The organism is Bacillus nitroreducens (assembly GCF_964021195.1).
Map to the genome: position 1 here is coordinate 2,372,072 of NZ_CAXHYI020000003.1, position 16,485 is coordinate 2,388,556.

Sequence of the window (16,485 nt, forward strand, 5' to 3'; positions counted from 1 at the left end):
AATGAAAGATTCAAAAGATACCCGTGTAGTAGTCGGGATGTCTGGTGGAGTAGACTCATCAGTAGCGGCATTGTTATTAAAGGAACAAGGTTATGATGTAATCGGAATTTTTATGAAAAACTGGGATGATACCGATGAGAATGGAGTTTGTACAGCAACAGAAGATTACGAGGATGTAATCCGTGTCTGCAATCAAATTGGCATTCCGTATTATGCGGTCAATTTTGAAAAACAATATTGGGATAAAGTATTCACCTACTTTTTGGACGAATATAAGGCAGGTAGGACACCAAACCCGGATGTTATGTGTAATAAAGAAATCAAGTTTAAGGCATTTTTAGAACATGCGATTACACTTGGTGCTGATTATCTTGCGACTGGTCACTATGCACGTGTTGAATACAGAGATGGTGAATATAAAATGTTGCGTGGAGTTGATGAAAATAAGGACCAAACATATTTCTTAAATCAACTTACACAGGAACAACTTTCAAAGGTAATGTTTCCAATCGGAAATATAGAAAAATCAAAAGTGCGTGAGCTTGCAAAAGAGGCGAACCTTGCGACAGCAACGAAAAAAGATAGCACAGGAATTTGCTTTATCGGAGAACGGAATTTTAAAGAATTCCTAAGTAATTATTTACCTGCCCAGCCTGGGGAGATGGTTACACTTTCAGGAGAAGTAAAAGGGAAACACGAAGGCTTGATGTATTATACAATTGGCCAACGTCATGGTCTAGGTATTGGTGGAAGCGGTGAACCATGGTTTGCGGTTGGTAAAGACCTTGAGAAAAATATTTTATATGTTGACCAAGGTTTCCACAATGAATACCTTTATTCAGATTCTATCTTAGCAACAAATGTGAGCTGGGTTTCAAATATGAAACCTGAAGAAGATCTGAAATGTACTGCTAAATTCCGTTATCGTCAGCAGGACAATGGGGTAACAGTAAGGAAAGTTGACGAAAATACGGTTAAAGTGATCTTTGATGAACCAATTCGAGCGGTAACACCTGGACAAGCAGTTGTTTTTTATAATGGCGATGAATGTCTTGGTGGTGCAACCATTGATAAAGTTTATAAAAATAATGAACGTCTAACATATGTCGGTTAAAGTTCGCTTCATTCAGTGATAACTTTTGCTCGATAAGTGTTAAGACGATGAACCTCAACTCTCGCTTTAGGGTTGGGGTTTTCCTATGTTATAATATGTACTGCATAAATGTATATTGGAGTTGAATAGCATTGGATTTGAATAGACAAGGCATTGAATATATGCAAGAGGGAAAATACGAGGAAGCAGCAAAATGCTTTACACAGGCAATTGAAGAGAACCCGAAAGACCCCATCTATTATATAAATTTTGGAAACCTGCTAGCAGCTGTTGGTGACCCTGAGCGAGCCGTTGCTTTCTTCAATAAGGCACTTGAACTTGATGAGAAAGCAGGAACTGCCTATTACGGGATCGGTAATTTACTTTACAACCAAGAGGATTTCATAAAAGCAAAGGATATGTTTGAAAAAGCATTGAAAGTGGGAGTAGAGAACAGCGACACCTTCTTTATGCTTGGTATGACATTGAACCAGCTCGGACAGCCCAAACTGGCTTTACCTTATTTAAAGCGAGCCGTTGAATTAAACGAAAAAGATGTGGATGCATTGTTTCAATATGGGCTTTGCTTAGCGGGTGAATCGGTTATAGATGAAGCGATATATACATTTAATCGTGTAATAGAATTAGAGCCAGAGCACTCAGACGCCTATTATAATTTAGGTGTAGCTTATGCTGGGTTTAAACAAGATTATGAAAAAGCATTACACATGTTTGAGAATGCATTACAAATTCAACCTGACCATATGCTTGCAGCTAATGGAAAAAAGATTATTAGTGAAGCCTTAAATGAATAAGTAAAGGGAGGGAATACTTAATGGAACAACAAGACTCTTTAGATTTGTTTAATGAACAACGGAAATATATGAAAGGTAGCCATTTGGTTACTATTTTTCATAATGAGCAAAATTTATATTCTGTTGTGCGCATTAGACTTCAAGAAACAAATGAAGACTATCATGAAAAAGAAGCAGTTGTGACTGGGTATTTCCCTCGCATCCATGAAAATGAAACATACACCTTTTTCGGTCGCCTAAAAGAGCATCCACGATTTGGCATTCAATTCCATGTAGAGCAATTTCAAAAAGAAATCCCACATACAAAACAAGGAATTATTCAATACCTTTCAAGTGATCTTTTTAAAGGCATTGGAAAAAAGACGGCAGAAAAAATTGTAGAGACGCTTGGAGAAGGTGCTATTTCAAAAATAATGGAAAATCCTTCCGTTTTACAAGAGGTAGATAAGCTATCTTCAGAGAAAGCAAAAGAAATTTATGAAACCCTCGGCCAGCACCAAGGGCTCGAACAAATTATGATTGGTCTTTCTCAGTATGGATTTGGACCTCAGCTTTCAATGAGAATTTATCAAACATACAAAGAGCAAACACTTGAAATCCTTCAACACAGTCCATACAAATTAGTTGAAGATATTGAAGGGATTGGTTTTGGAAGAGCTGATGAATTAGGTCGTCAATTGGGAATCTCGGGAAATCATCCAGACCGAATCAAAGCAGGTTGTTTATACATACTTGAACAAGACTCTGTCCAGGATGGACATGTCTATCTACCAGCGGAAGATTTGATTACGCGTGTCCAACAATTATTAGAACAAAATAGTCAAGATGAAATCATTGCGACCGATATATCGAAGGAAATGATAAGTTTAACTGAGGAAAGTAAGCTTGTGATAGAAGACAACAAGGTTTATCTTCCTTCTCTTTACTTTTCAGAAAAAGGATTAATCAAAAACATTAAACGAGTCATGGAGCAAACCGAGTATGAGAATCTTTTTCCAGAGTCGGAATTTTTATTAGCACTTGGAGCGCTTGAGGAAAGAATCAAAGTGCAATATGCCCCCTCACAAAAAGATGCGATTCAAAAGGCGTTAATGTCTCCAATGCTTCTGTTAACAGGTGGTCCTGGTACGGGTAAAACAACGGTTATTAAAGGAATTGTGGAACTTTATGGAGAATTGCATGGTTGCTCCTTGGACCCTAAAGATTACAATTCTGAAAATCCATTTCCAGTTCTTTTAGTTGCTCCAACTGGTCGTGCAGCAAAGCGAATGAGCGAATCGACGGGCCTTCCAGCTGTCACCATTCACAGACTTTTAGGATGGAACGGCGTCGAGGGGTTTAGTCATAATGAAGAGAACCCAATCAATGGAAAGTTACTGATTGTCGATGAAGTATCTATGGTTGATATTTGGTTAGCAAATCAACTTTTCAAATCCTTACCTAAGCACATTCAAGTTGTTCTGGTTGGGGATGAAGACCAGTTGCCTTCAGTAGGACCAGGGCAGGTATTAAAGGACTTATTGGCATCTGAAGTCTTACCAACAGTCCGCCTCACTGACATCTATCGTCAATCAGAAGGCTCATCCATTATTGAGCTAGCACATGAAATAAAAAAAGGTAATTTGCCATCCGATATATCAGCACCTAAAAAGGATCGCTCTTTTTTAAAATGTTATCAAAACCAAGTGCTTGAGGTTGTTAGACAGGTATCGGATAACGCAAAAAAGAAAGGCTATTCGGTTAAAGATATTCAGGTCTTAGCCCCTATGTATCGTGGACCTGCTGGGATTGACAGTTTAAATGTCATGCTCCAAGAACTATTTAATCCACCTGTTCACGGAAAACGGGAATTAAAATACGGTGACATCATTTATCGACGTGGCGATAAAGTTCTTCAATTGGTGAATCAGCCTGAAAACAATGTATTTAATGGGGATATAGGTGAAATTGAATCGATTTTTTACGCAAAAGAAAACACTGAAAAACAGGACATGGTTGTGGTGAATTTTGAAGGAAATGAAGTCACGTATACAAAGCAGGATTTAAACCAAATCACACATGCCTATTGTTGTTCCATTCACAAGTCACAAGGTAGTGAATTCCCAATTGTCATTTTGCCAATCGTCAAAGGATATTATCGCATGTTACGTCGTAATTTAATTTACACAGCCATTACTAGAGCAAAAAACTTCCTAATTTTATGTGGGGAAGAAGATGCATTAAGGCAAGGTGTACAACGTGCAAATGATACAAATCGCCAAACCACATTATGTGAAAAACTTAAATCCACTTTTGGTATCTTGGAAGAGTCAAATATGGAGGTTTCGGAAGAAGCGATGTCCTATTATGATAAGATTTTTCAAACAGATCCGAACATTGGGATGGATGGGGTTACTCCTTATGATTTCATGGAGATCGAGTAAATGGCTGGGATTCGGAGTTTTTTATCTTTTGGAAAACCTTGTGCAGTATGACTGGGCAGCCAAAAGTACATGATAAGTAATGTTCGGAAAGGTGGCGATTATCTTTGCGGACATTCTCACTACTCAAGGATTTACCTGTCATTGATGAAAATACTGCAGAGGAACTTGGTCGAGTTTCCGATCTCTGCATCACATCAGATGGGAAGGTTAATGCCTTGATAATGAAAGGAAAAGGACTATTTGAACGAGATCGAGTAGTCCCGATCCAAAGTATCTCCTCAATTGGAGACGATGGTATCATGGTTTCGAACAAATCGCTGATAGAGCGACTTGATAATGAAGCCGATACACCAACTTATTTTCTTCACAATCATCATGGATTATTCCGAAAACCTCTTTTGTCATCTGAAGGGCAAAAATTAGGCTTATTGGAAGATGTATATTTTACAGAGGAAGTGGGCACGATTATAGGGTATGAAGTAACGGATGGCTTTTTTGCCGATATAACAGAAGGAAAAAAGGTTATTAAAACCAAGAAACCTTTAAAAATTGGTGAAAAGGCAATCGTCGTATCTCTAAATTAGGAATTCCATGATGTGAGGTGTACCCTGTGAAGTGCCCAAATTGTAAGAGCAAAGATATCGGCAAAATTGGTGTGAACCAATATTATTGCTGGGGATGTTTTATTGAACTAACTGTAAACAAAGGACAAATATTTACACATCAGGTAGAGGAAGATGGCACACTCAGTTCGTTAGATGATCTGTTCGCTGAAGACGATAGAAGGATCAGTATGTAATCCTAAACACAAGGAGTGAAGAGGTTATGAATCGAGCAATGACTTCTCTAATCACTATAGGTCTAGGTGCTGCCGCATATGGCATTATGCAAAGAAAAAACGTAATGTCGGCCCGTAACATGAAAAAGATGCGTAAACGTATAACGAAAATGTTTTAATGTAAAACCCCACGGTTGTGGGGTTTTTTAATTTTTGGATTACAAAACTAGCTTGCGGTATCCCACGTTTTTAAAACAAGGCTGTTTTCGCATCGATTGTTGCTCTTTAAGCCTTTAGTTTTTGTAAATCGAAGTTAATGAACAAAATTTTAGAAAAGAGCCTATACAATGAACGGTATATTGCAAACGAAGTAATCGAAATACAACTTAGCTTTGTAACGATAGTCAAACACTCTTCCCGTATAAAACTACTAAGATTCCAAAAACTACTAGTGAGGGGAGTGAACATGATGAGTGAAAGTAGGGTTAAATGGATTTACAGGTTATCATTTTTATTATTAGCCTTCTTGACAATTTTTGTGTTTTTAAAATTGTCCCCCATTTGGTTCCCGATCTTATCTATTGTAAAAACGTTTTTAATACCTTTTGTTATTTCTGTTTTTATTACATATCTACTTCACCCATTAATTGAAAAAATAAGTAATCGGGGAGTACCAAGAACTATTGCGATCCTTCTCATTTATCTGCTTTTTTTTGGTGGGTTAGGTTATGGGCTTTACAAAGGTATACCAGCAATCCTAGCACAACTCAAGGATCTTGCCGAAAGCTTCCCAGAATTCAGTAAAACGTACCGAGTCTGGCTGAAAGAGATTGAAACAGGAACCTCCAAGCTTCCTCCTTTTATTCACGGTCAACTTGATGAATTACTATATTCGGTAGAAGGGTATATAGACTATTTGCTTTCGAGGACTCTTGAATCTTTTAAGAGAGTTTTTAACTCAATCTTTCTGATTGCTATTATACCATTTATTGTATTTTATATGTTAAAGGATCATGACCAAATGATGAAGGCACTCTGGTACATCACTCCACGAAAACTAAGAAAGTCAGGTCAGTTATTTTTCAGAGATGTGGATGTATCATTGGGGAACTATATAAGAGGTCAGCTTATTGTATGTTTGCTTGTTGGAACAACCGCATCCCTTGCATTTTTGATTTCAGGCATGAAGTATCCATTATTGTTTGGAAGCATTGTCGGGGTTACAAACATTATCCCGTATTTTGGACCGATTATTGGTGCTATACCTGCAGCCATCATTGCAGCAACGATTTCCATGAAAATGCTGATTATCGTGGTTGTAGTTGTTTTTGGTCTTCAGTTTATTGAAGGTAACTTATTGTCACCGATTATTGTGGGAAAAAGCTTGAGATTGCATCCAATTGTGATTATAGCTGCACTCTTAGTCGGTGGGGAAATAGGTGGTATTGTTGGTCTTATTACGGCTGTACCAGTTGTCGCTATTTTAAAAGTATTTATCGTTCATGCAAAACAACATTTTACAGTTGTTCGAAGTGAAAAATAACATGTTAAAACCCAACATTGACAAAATTTTTTGGCTTGAATATAATTGACAAGAAATAAGAAAATACATAAAGAAACAAATAAATACATAAAAGATGAAAACTATGAAGGAATCAGTATGTTGCAGTACCATCTATCAGAGAGGAATTTTCATGGCTGAGAGAAATTCCAGATGAAGGGTAACAGAACGCTACTCCTGAGTGTAGGAAAACCTACCGGTGAATACCGTTATCAATATACGAAGGTGATGAACGACACTTTGTGATTCGATTAAAGACGATTCACTCATGTTAAAAATCCCCTGGTGAATGCCACAGATTTAAATCTGTGGCATAAATCAGATAAGGATTAGATAGTCGTTCATAATCAGGGTGGTACCGCGAGCATACTCTCGTCCCTGTTTTTTAGGGATTAGAGTATTTTTTTATGTCTAAAATGAAGGTGGAGGTTATGATATGAAACAGTTAACATCAGCTCAAGTGCGACAAATGTTTTTAGATTTCTTTGAATCAAAGGGGCATGCGATTGAACCAAGTGCTTCATTGGTACCCCATGAGGATCCATCCTTACTATGGATCAATAGTGGTGTGGCTACCTTAAAAAAATACTTCGATGGCCGGGTTATTCCACAAAACCCAAGAATTTGTAATGCTCAAAAGTCCATTCGGACAAATGATATTGAGAATGTTGGAAAAACAGCTCGCCACCATACTTTCTTTGAAATGCTCGGGAATTTCTCAATTGGTGATTATTTCAAAGAAGAAGCAATTGTGTGGGCATGGGAATTCTTAACAAGTAAAGACTGGATTGGATTTGAACCAGAAAAACTATCAGTGACGATTCATCCTGAAGATGATGAAGCATTTGAAATTTGGAAGGACAAGATTGGAATTCCTGAAGAACGCATCATACGACTTGAAGGAAACTTCTGGGATATTGGTGAAGGTCCAAGTGGTCCAAATACAGAAATTTTCTATGACCGAGGTGAAGAGTTTGGAAACGACCCAGAAGACCCTGAACTATATCCAGGCGGGGAAAATGAGCGTTATTTAGAAATTTGGAACCTCGTGTTCTCACAATTTAACCATAATCCTGATGGGTCTTATACTCCACTACCTAAAAAGAATATTGATACAGGAATGGGTCTTGAAAGAATGTGTTCTGTGATTCAGAATGTACCTACAAACTTTGACACAGACCTTTTCATGCCAATCATACAAGCAACAGAAAAAATTTCTGGTGAAAAATATGGGCAAGAAATAGAAAAGGATGTTGCATTTAAGGTAATCGCTGATCATATTCGTACAGTTACATTTGCAGTTGGAGATGGAGCATTACCGTCAAATGAGGGGAGAGGTTATGTCCTTCGAAGATTATTAAGACGTGCTGTACGTTACGCAAAACAAATTTCAATCAATCGCCCGTTTATGTATGAGCTAGTTCCTGTAGTAGGCGAGATCATGGTTGATTTTTACCCAGAAGTAAAGGATAAAACAGAGTTTATTCAAAAAGTAGTGAAGACTGAGGAAGAACGCTTCCACGAAACGTTACATGATGGTCTAGCGATACTATCAACTGTAATTAAAAAAGAGAAAGCAAAAGGTAGTGACACAATTTCTGGTGAAGATGTCTTCCGTTTGTATGATACGTATGGATTCCCTATTGAACTTACTGAGGAATACGCAGAAGAAGAAGGGATGAAAGTCGATCACGATGGCTTTGAGCGTGAAATGGAAAATCAGCGTGAAAGAGCAAGATCTGCTCGCCAAGATGTTGATTCGATGCAGGTTCAAAGTAGTGTATTAGGTGAAATAAAGGTTGAGAGTAAATTTGTTGGTTATGATGAGTTAGAGGTGCATTCAACGGTTTTAACAATCATAAAAGACGGAGAAATCGTTGAAAAAGCGAGTGAAGGAGAAGAAATCCAACTTGTACTAGATGCTACACCTTTCTATGCTGAGAGTGGTGGACAAATTGCCGATGAAGGTACACTCGAAAATTCAACTACAAAAGTAATTGTAATAGATGTTCAAAAAGCACCAAATGGTCAAAATTTACATCGGATTTTAGTAGAAAAAGGAAGCATAGCTACAGGGGACAAGCTACATGCGAGAGTAGATCAAGAAAATCGTAGTGGTGTTATTAAAAACCATACAGCTACCCATCTTTTACACCAAGCTTTAAAAGATGTACTAGGGGAACACGTAAACCAAGCAGGATCTCTCGTAACATCAAATCGATTACGTTTTGACTTTTCACATTTTGGTCAAATTAAGCCAGAGGAACTTGAACAGATTGAATCGATTGTAAATGAAAAAATCTGGAGTAGTATACCTGTCCAAATCGATTATAAATCTCTTTCCGAAGCGAAAGCGATGGGAGCAATGGCCTTATTCGGTGAAAAATATGGTGAAATTGTCCGTGTTGTCCAAGTTGGTGACTATAGCCTAGAGCTTTGCGGTGGGTGTCATGTACCGAACACATCGACAATTGGATTATTCAAGATTGTTTCCGAGTCTGGGATTGGAGCGGGTACACGCCGTATTGAAGCAGTCACTGGTGAAGCAGCATACCACGTTATCAATGATCAAGTGAAAATGCTTCAAGAAGTGGCAAATATGTTAAAAACAAAGCCAACAGAAGTTCCTAGCCGTATTGAAGCGATGCAACAAGAAATTCGTCAATTACATCGTGAAAATGAATCATTGTCAGCAAAACTTGGAAATATAGAAGCTGGTAGCCTTGTTGATAAAGCAAAAGAAATAAATGGTACGACTGTTTTATATAGTAAGGTAAATGCCCAAGATATGAATAACCTGCGTACAATGGTGGATGATTTGAAGCAAAAACTTGGATCAGCAGTAATTGTTCTAGGTTCTGTGAACGAAGGTAAGGTAAACCTCACAGCAGGTGTAACAAAAGATTTAATTGAAAAAGGTTTCCACGCTGGAAAGCTTATCAAGGAAGTGGCAACTCGCTGCGGTGGTGGTGGTGGTGGCCGACCAGATATGGCACAAGCGGGTGGGAAAAATCCAGACCAACTCGAATCTGCATTACAATTTGTAGAAGAATGGGTGAAAAACGTCTAAAAAGGGTGAATTTGTGTCATTCTAGTCAAGGAATGATACAAATTGTCACTTCTTGTTTCTATTTAGTTGTGATTAGTGTACAATGAATGGTAAGATTTACATGTACGGATTCAAACACCAGAACCTAAAGAGTGAGGTGCAAAACTTGAGCTCATTTGATAAAACTATGAAATTCAACTTTCCAGAGGAACCAGTTGAAACAAATGTGAATGAAGTATTATTTAATGTCTATGACGCTCTTCAAGAAAAAGGATATAATCCAATCAACCAGATTGTAGGGTACCTATTATCAGGAGATCCTGCATATATCCCGCGTCATAATGATGCAAGGAATATAATCCGAAAACTTGAACGAGATGAAATAATTGAGGAGTTAGTAAAATCTTATTTAAAGTTTCATCGTGAGGGGTAAATTGAATGAGGATTCTCGGTTTAGACGTCGGCTCGAAAACAGTCGGTGTTGCCGTTAGTGATGAAATGGGCTGGACTGCTCAAGGCATTGAGACGATCAAGATTAATGAGGAAAGACAGCAGTTTGGCTTGGAGCGTCTTGGTGAAATCATCAAGCAATACGAGGTAGAATCTGTCGTTATAGGTTTACCTAAAAATATGAATGGTACGATTGGCCCTCGAGGCGAGGCTAGTCAACATTTTGCTGATTTAGTCAAGAAGCGATTCGGGTTGCCCGTTGTTTTATGGGACGAGCGCCTCTCAACGGTGGCAGCCGAACGGGTCCTTTTGTCGGCTGATGTAAGTCGAAAAAAGCGAAAGCAGGTAATCGACAAGATGGCTGCAGTTATGATTCTTCAAGGATATCTTGACAGTAAAAATTAAAAGAGGTGGATTTGCATGGAACATGGTGAAAAGCAAATAACAGTTGTAGATGAACAAGGTAATGAAATTCTTTGTGAAGTATTATTTACATTTGAGTCAGAAGAATTTGGAAAATCGTATGTCCTTTATTATCCAGTAAGTGATGATAATGAGGATGAAGAAGATATTGAAATTCACGCATCTAGCTTCAGTCCTTCTGAGAACGGTGAAGATGGTGAACTAAAACCAATTGAAACAGAAGAAGAGTGGGACCTTGTTGAAGAAATGTTAAATACATTCCTTGATGAAGAGGGAGAAGAATAATAAACAGTCCTGAGCTGTTTCATAGTGTAGACAAAGTCAAACTCGACTTTGTCTACACTCATTTTTATAGGAAACACTAGTAAGATTCACTTTCCCAGACTGTCAAGGCGCGCAGCCGATTGAAGAAGCAAATAAAAGTTGCCTTCATGAGCGGACGAGTGAGGTTAGCAACGAAGTATGCGAGCGTTTGTTAACAGTCAGATACAGCCTTGAGCTGTTTTTTTATTTGTCCAACATTTCTTTAAATAACACATTAACGGCCAAATTATTTTGAAAAACTACAATATTCTAGTTAATTCTTCCTGAAATTGACGAATTAGATAAAAAAATGTAGTATAATAATTCGAGTGAGGGGAGGATTTTCGATATATGGCAGACAATGAATCGAAAAAAAATCAATATAAAAAGAATTTAATAGAACGGCATAATGAAGCCAAAACGATCCGAAAAATTGTTTTTATCATATCAATAGTCATTATATTAGTACATCTGGAATAATCGGTGGAGGCTATTTATATATTAAATCTGCGCTTGAGCCAGTCGATCCAACGAATAAGGAACCAATTGAAGTAACTATACCAATTGGATCCTCACCTACAGCTATCGCAAAAATCTTAGAGGAACATGATATTATCAAAAATGCAAAGGTGTTTCGTTATTACACAAAGTTTAGAAATGAATCTGGTTTTAAAGCTGGTGAATATAAATTACATCAAGCAATGACTTTTGATGAAATCATTGCGAGTCTCAAATCTGGAATCTTAATGGGAGATCCTGCTTTTAAACTTGTTATTCCCGAGGGAAAACAGCTTCAGGAGATTGCAAAGATTATTGCAGAACAAACTGGATATACAAAAGAAGAAGTCATGAATAAGTTAGATGATCCTTCATATGTTCGGGATTTAATAAAGAGATATCCTAATATCTTAACAGAGGAAATTTTGGATAAGGATATCAAACATCCGCTAGAGGGATATTTATTCCCTGCAACTTATCCTTTTTACGAAGAAAAGCCTTCCATTGAATCAATAGTTGAAACAATGTTAGAGCAAACGGATAAGGTATTAGCGAAGTATGTAGGAGAATTGGAAGGAAATCAGTATCTAGATTCTACTCATAAACTATTGACAATGGCATCATTAATAGAAGAAGAGGCTACCGCACAAACGGACCGTGAACAAATATCAAGTGTGTTTTATAATCGACTAGACGAGGGAATGCCGCTTCAAACAGACCCAACGGTTCTATATGCATTAGGTGAACATAAAGACCGTGTTCTTTATGAGCACCTAGAAGTGAATTCACCATATAACACATATCAAGTGAAGGGCTTAACACCTGGTCCAATAGCGAATGCGGGAGAGTCTTCATTAGAAGCTGCATTAAATCCAGATGAAACGGATTATTTATACTTTTTAGCAACACCTACAGGGGAAGTGCTTTTCTCAAAAACATTGGATGAACATAATGTAAAAAAAGCTCAACATATCACAAATCAATAATCAATTAAATGAATAAAGGGAACCTAATTATTACCTATTAGCGTTCCCTTTTTCTTTATGGTAAAATAAAGTGAAACTTTTTGGAGGAATTGTCCCTTCAAGGGATAATCCACACTTTCATGTTTTCCAAAATCGAATGTCTATATTTTTAAACTATACCACCATACTGAAATGGAGGTTTTTTTCTTGTTATCAAGTAAATTAACCAATTATTTAGAAGCCTTAATACCAAAAAGAGATGACAACGTTGAAGAAATTGAACAATATGCCAAAGAAAATAATGTTCCGATTATGGAGCTTATTGGCATTGAAACAATGCTTCAAATATTACGAATATCTGAGCCAAAGCAAATCCTTGAAATTGGAACTGCAATTGGATATTCTGCGATCCGAATGGCAAATGCACTTCCAGGTACAAAGATTGTAACCCTAGAGCGCGATCAAGAAAGATATGAAAAAGCCTTAGAGAACATTGAACGAACGGGGACAAGCTCACAAATCAAAGTAATTTTTGGTGATGCACTCGAAGTTGCTGATGAAGTAAAGAGTCATGGTGAATTTGACTGTATTTTTATTGATGCTGCAAAAGGACAATATCGACATTTTTTTGACATCTATGAAAAATGTCTATCTGGGGATGGTTTAATAGTGACAGATAATGTACTATTTAAAGGGCTTGTTACTGAGGAGGAAATCGAGAGTAAAAGAATCCGAAGTCTAGTAACAAAAATAAAATCGTACAATGAATGGCTCCTCGCGCACCCAGAATATCATACGACCATCTTACCTGTTGGAGATGGTGTGGCATTAAGTAAAAGAAGAGGTGTTAAGGAATGAAAAAACCAGAACTTCTGGTAACTCCTACATGTGTTGAAGATATTGAACCATTGATTAATGCTGGAGCAACAGCTTTTATTATAGGTGAACAGAGATACGGTTTGCGACTTGCAGGTGAATTTAGCCGAGAGGATATTGTAAAAGCGGTTGAAATTGCTCATGCACGAGATGCGAAAATCTATGTATCCATGAATGCCTTATTCCATAATGATAAAGTTCCTGAGCTAGGAGATTATATTGAATTTCTACGTGATAGTAATGTAGATGCGATTATCTTCGGTGACCCAGCAGTATTAATGACTGCCCGTGAAGTAGCCCCAGAAATGAAGCTACACTGGAACACTGAAACAACAGCGACCAACTGGTATACGTGTAATTATTGGGGAAGAAAAGGTGCAAAACGTGCAGTACTTGCACGTGAGCTAAATATGGATGCAATTGTCGAAATCAAAGAGAATGCTGAAGTAGAAATTGAAGTTCAAGTACATGGAATGATGTGCATGTTCCAATCCAAACGTTCTTTAATTGGTAACTATTTCGAATATCAAGGCAATGTGATGGAAATCGAGAACCGTAAAAAAGAGAAAGATATGTTCTTATTTGATAAAGAACGTGGAAATAAGTATCCGATTTTTGAAGATGAAAATGGAACGCATATCATGAGCCCAAATGATGTCTGTATTGTGGATGAATTGGAAGAAATGATAGATGCAGGTATCGACAGCTTTAAAATCGAAGGTGTTTTAAAATCTACGGAATATTTAATTGAAGTGACAAAAATCTATCGAAAAGCGATAGATTTATGTGTGGAAAATCGGGATGAATACGAAGATATCAAAGATGATCTTTTAGAACAACTAGAAGAGTTACAACCAATCAATCGACCTTTAGACACAGGCTTCTACTTTAAAGAAACGGTCTATTAATAGCAAAAAGGAGGAAAATGCATGTCAACAGCAATCAGAGAACCTATGTCAAAAATTGTTGACGGTAAGCGTGTGATTGTGAAAAAACCAGAACTACTTGCACCTGCAGGGAATTTGGAAAAATTAAAAATTGCTGTTCATTACGGTGCAGATGCTGTCTTTATCGGTGGTCAAGAATATGGGCTGCGTTCAAATGCTGATAATTTTACTCTAGAAGAAATCGCAGAGGGTGTAGAGTTTGCAAATAAATATGGTGCTAAAATCTATGTCACCACAAACATCTTCGCACATAACGAAAATATTGACGGTTTAGATGAATACCTAATGGGACTAGAGAATGCGGGTGTATCTGGGATTATTGTGGCTGACCCACTTATCATTGAAACATGTAAACGTGTCGCGCCAAAAATGGAAGTTCACTTAAGTACACAGCAATCACTTTCGAACTGGAAGGCTGTTCAATTCTGGAAGGAAGAAGGACTAGAACGTGTTGTACTAGCACGTGAAACGAGTGCTGAAGAAATTCAAGAAATGAAGGAAAAAGTGGATATTGAAATAGAAACCTTTGTACATGGTGCAATGTGTATTGCTTATTCTGGTCGTTGTACCCTTAGTAATCATATGACAGCACGAGACTCCAACCGTGGTGGCTGCTGTCAATCGTGCAGATGGGATTATGATTTATTTAAACTAGATGCTAATGAAAACGAGGTAGCTCTATTTAGTGAAGATGACTCACCATTTGCTATGAGTCCAAAAGACTTAAAGCTTATTGAGTCCATTCCACGTATGATTGAGTTAGGGATTGACAGTTTGAAAGTCGAAGGACGGATGAAATCAATCCATTATATTGCAACAGTTGTAAGTGTGTATCGAAAAGTAATCGATGCTTATTGTGCAGATCCTGACAATTTTGTTATCAATAAAGAATGGCTAGAAGAACTCGATAAATGTGCAAATCGTGATACTGCTCCTGCCTTTTTTGAAGGGGTTCCTGGCGTTAACGAACAAATGTTTGGAACGCATAGTAAAAAAACAACTTATGATTTTGCAGGTCTAGTGTTAGACTATGAGGAGGAAACTGGAGTTGTAACGTTGCAACAGCGTAACTTCTTTAAAAAAGGAGATCAAGTCGAATTCTTTGGTCCTGAGATTGAAAACTTTACCCAAAAAATCGAGACCATTTGGGATGAAAATGGTAATGAAATGGATGCTGCTAGACATCCGCTACAAATTGTTTCATTTAAGGTGGATAAGCCTGTATATCCGAACAACATGATGCGAAAGGGGAAGTAAGATGAACAGAAAGCCAATCGTCATTGGCATTGCTGGAGGCTCGGGATCTGGGAAGACTAGTGTATCGAAAGCAATATACGAGCATTTCAGAGGCCATTCGATTATGATGATTGAGCAGGATTCTTATTATAAAGATCAAAGCCATATGCCGTTTGAAGAAAGATTAAATACAAATTACGACCATCCTTTGGCATTTGATAATGACCTGCTGATTGAACATATAAAAAAACTTCTTGAATACAAAGGTATAAGTAAACCAGTTTATGACTATAAATTTCATACAAGGTCCTCCGAAGTGATTCATGTTGAACCTAAAGATGTTATCATTTTAGAAGGTATTCTCGTATTAGAGGATGAACGATTACGCAACCTAATGGATATTAAACTATTCGTGGATACTGATGCTGACATTCGAATAATTAGAAGAATGTTACGTGATATTAAAGACCGTGGTCGTACACTCGAGTCTGTAATTGAGCAATATGAAACGGTAGTTCGTCCAATGCATAATCAATTCATTGAACCGACAAAACGATATGCAGATATTATTATTCCTGAAGGTGGACAAAATCACGTTGCTATCGATTTAATGGTAACTAAAATCCAAACAATTCTTGAACAAAATGTCATTTTGTAATAACATAACAGAGATAAAGGTGTTATGATAGTACTAAACATAAAGGAAAGGAATGGTAGAAGTTACCTATCATTCCTTTCCTTACTATTACAATAATGAAAACCATTTCGTACTACATACTATTTACCTTTATTCAGCAAAAGACCTCCTACTTCTATAAGTGGGGTAAGAATGCAATAAGACGAACCAACTTGGGTGGGGATCAAAACCCCAGCTGAATAAAGGTAAAGCCTCTGGCGGATGCGACGATTTTTTAGTTATAACATTTCAAGCTTAGGATAAAGACTAAAATCGCTACGACACGCGAGCAACGTCTTTGTGACCCACGTCGTGTGGGCCAAAAAATCGGGTGCAAATATGCCAAGGCACATTTGATTTAACAGCAATCACAGGGGGATTGTAACGACGAT

At 37.5% G+C, this 16,485-nt stretch carries 15 protein-coding genes, 1 pseudogene and 1 other annotated feature; all 16 genes and pseudogenes read left to right on the plus strand.

Annotated features, from left to right (window positions below; translation table 11 throughout):
* Nucleotide 1: 1 nt before the first annotated feature.
* The gene (gene mnmA, locus ACWPVE_RS15320; protein ID WP_453994767.1) at nt 2–1,114 is read left to right on the plus strand and encodes a tRNA 2-thiouridine(34) synthase MnmA; all 1,113 of its coding nucleotides are present in this window, start codon (nt 2–4) and stop codon (nt 1,112–1,114) included.
* Between the two features lie 131 nt (nt 1,115–1,245).
* The gene (locus ACWPVE_RS15325) at nt 1,246–1,908 is read left to right on the plus strand and encodes a tetratricopeptide repeat protein (RefSeq protein ID WP_453994769.1); all 663 of its coding nucleotides are present in this window, start codon (nt 1,246–1,248) and stop codon (nt 1,906–1,908) included.
* Nucleotides 1,909–1,928: 20 nt separating this feature from the next.
* Nucleotides 1,929–4,331 carry an SF1B family DNA helicase RecD2 gene (gene recD2 / locus ACWPVE_RS15330; protein WP_453994771.1) on the plus strand — a complete coding sequence of 801 codons (2,403 nt, stop codon included), beginning with the start codon at nt 1,929–1,931 and terminating at the stop codon, nt 4,329–4,331.
* A 104-nt stretch (nt 4,332–4,435) separates the two neighbouring features.
* The gene (locus tag ACWPVE_RS15335; RefSeq protein WP_453994773.1) at nt 4,436–4,915 is read left to right on the plus strand and encodes a PRC-barrel domain-containing protein; all 480 of its coding nucleotides are present in this window, start codon (nt 4,436–4,438) and stop codon (nt 4,913–4,915) included.
* A gap of 26 nt (nt 4,916–4,941) precedes the next feature.
* On the plus strand, nt 4,942–5,130 hold the full coding sequence (locus ACWPVE_RS15340; protein ID WP_453994775.1) for a hypothetical protein: 189 nt from the start codon (nt 4,942–4,944) through the stop codon (nt 5,128–5,130).
* Nucleotides 5,131–5,156: 26 nt separating this feature from the next.
* Nucleotides 5,157–5,288 carry a YrzQ family protein gene (locus tag ACWPVE_RS15345; RefSeq protein ID WP_453994777.1) on the plus strand — a complete coding sequence of 44 codons (132 nt, stop codon included), beginning with the start codon at nt 5,157–5,159 and terminating at the stop codon, nt 5,286–5,288.
* A 290-nt stretch (nt 5,289–5,578) separates the two neighbouring features.
* On the plus strand, nt 5,579–6,652 hold the full coding sequence (locus ACWPVE_RS15350) for an AI-2E family transporter (protein ID WP_453994779.1): 1,074 nt from the start codon (nt 5,579–5,581) through the stop codon (nt 6,650–6,652).
* Between the two features lie 94 nt (nt 6,653–6,746).
* Nucleotides 6,747–7,053, plus strand: a binding site (T-box leader).
* Between the two features lie 53 nt (nt 7,054–7,106).
* The gene (alaS, locus tag ACWPVE_RS15355) at nt 7,107–9,740 is read left to right on the plus strand and encodes an alanine--tRNA ligase (protein ID WP_453994781.1); all 2,634 of its coding nucleotides are present in this window, start codon (nt 7,107–7,109) and stop codon (nt 9,738–9,740) included.
* Between the two features lie 145 nt (nt 9,741–9,885).
* Nucleotides 9,886–10,152: an IreB family regulatory phosphoprotein gene (locus ACWPVE_RS15360; protein WP_453994784.1), complete on the plus strand. Its 267-nt coding sequence runs from the start codon at nt 9,886–9,888 to the stop codon at nt 10,150–10,152.
* 5 nt (nt 10,153–10,157) lie between these two features.
* Nucleotides 10,158–10,574, plus strand: coding sequence for a Holliday junction resolvase RuvX (ruvX, locus tag ACWPVE_RS15365; RefSeq protein ID WP_453994786.1), 417 nt, complete (start codon nt 10,158–10,160; stop codon nt 10,572–10,574).
* A 15-nt stretch (nt 10,575–10,589) separates the two neighbouring features.
* Entirely contained in the window at nt 10,590–10,877 is a 288-nt protein-coding gene (locus tag ACWPVE_RS15370; protein ID WP_453994788.1) for a DUF1292 domain-containing protein, read from the plus strand.
* A gap of 369 nt (nt 10,878–11,246) precedes the next feature.
* Nucleotides 11,247–12,379 (plus strand): annotated as a pseudogene (gene mltG / locus ACWPVE_RS15375) (endolytic transglycosylase MltG).
* A gap of 186 nt (nt 12,380–12,565) precedes the next feature.
* Nucleotides 12,566–13,216 carry an O-methyltransferase gene (locus tag ACWPVE_RS15380; RefSeq protein ID WP_453994790.1) on the plus strand — a complete coding sequence of 217 codons (651 nt, stop codon included), beginning with the start codon at nt 12,566–12,568 and terminating at the stop codon, nt 13,214–13,216.
* Nucleotides 13,213–14,142 (plus strand): peptidase U32 family protein, encoded by a 930-nt coding sequence (locus ACWPVE_RS15385; RefSeq protein ID WP_453994792.1) that lies wholly within the window; start codon nt 13,213–13,215, stop codon nt 14,140–14,142. The genes ACWPVE_RS15380 and ACWPVE_RS15385 overlap by 4 nt, the downstream gene beginning before the upstream one ends.
* Before the next feature lie 45 nt (nt 14,143–14,187).
* Nucleotides 14,188–15,438 (plus strand): peptidase U32 family protein, encoded by a 1,251-nt coding sequence (locus ACWPVE_RS15390; protein ID WP_453997572.1) that lies wholly within the window; start codon nt 14,188–14,190, stop codon nt 15,436–15,438.
* A gap of 1 nt (nt 15,439) precedes the next feature.
* The gene (gene udk, locus ACWPVE_RS15395) at nt 15,440–16,075 is read left to right on the plus strand and encodes a uridine kinase (protein ID WP_453994794.1); all 636 of its coding nucleotides are present in this window, start codon (nt 15,440–15,442) and stop codon (nt 16,073–16,075) included.
* Nucleotides 16,076–16,485: the final 410 nt, after the last annotated feature.

What these genes read in the sequence shown, in the direction of transcription:
- ACWPVE_RS15385 (WP_453994792.1), top strand. Translation starts at nt 13,213, where the DNA reads ATGAAAAAACCAGAACTTCTGGTAACTCCTACATGTGTTGAAGATATT.
- udk (WP_453994794.1), top strand. Translation starts at nt 15,440, where the DNA reads ATGAACAGAAAGCCAATCGTCATTGGCATTGCTGGAGGCTCGGGATCT.
- alaS (WP_453994781.1), top strand. Translation starts at nt 7,107, where the DNA reads ATGAAACAGTTAACATCAGCTCAAGTGCGACAAATGTTTTTAGATTTC.
- ruvX (WP_453994786.1), top strand. Translation starts at nt 10,158, where the DNA reads ATGAGGATTCTCGGTTTAGACGTCGGCTCGAAAACAGTCGGTGTTGCC.
- recD2 (WP_453994771.1), top strand. Translation starts at nt 1,929, where the DNA reads ATGGAACAACAAGACTCTTTAGATTTGTTTAATGAACAACGGAAATAT.
- ACWPVE_RS15350 (WP_453994779.1), top strand. Translation starts at nt 5,579, where the DNA reads ATGAGTGAAAGTAGGGTTAAATGGATTTACAGGTTATCATTTTTATTA.
- ACWPVE_RS15345 (WP_453994777.1), top strand. Translation starts at nt 5,157, where the DNA reads ATGAATCGAGCAATGACTTCTCTAATCACTATAGGTCTAGGTGCTGCC.
- ACWPVE_RS15370 (WP_453994788.1), top strand. Translation starts at nt 10,590, where the DNA reads ATGGAACATGGTGAAAAGCAAATAACAGTTGTAGATGAACAAGGTAAT.
- mnmA (WP_453994767.1), top strand. Translation starts at nt 2, where the DNA reads ATGAAAGATTCAAAAGATACCCGTGTAGTAGTCGGGATGTCTGGTGGA.
- ACWPVE_RS15390 (WP_453997572.1), top strand. Translation starts at nt 14,188, where the DNA reads ATGTCAAAAATTGTTGACGGTAAGCGTGTGATTGTGAAAAAACCAGAA.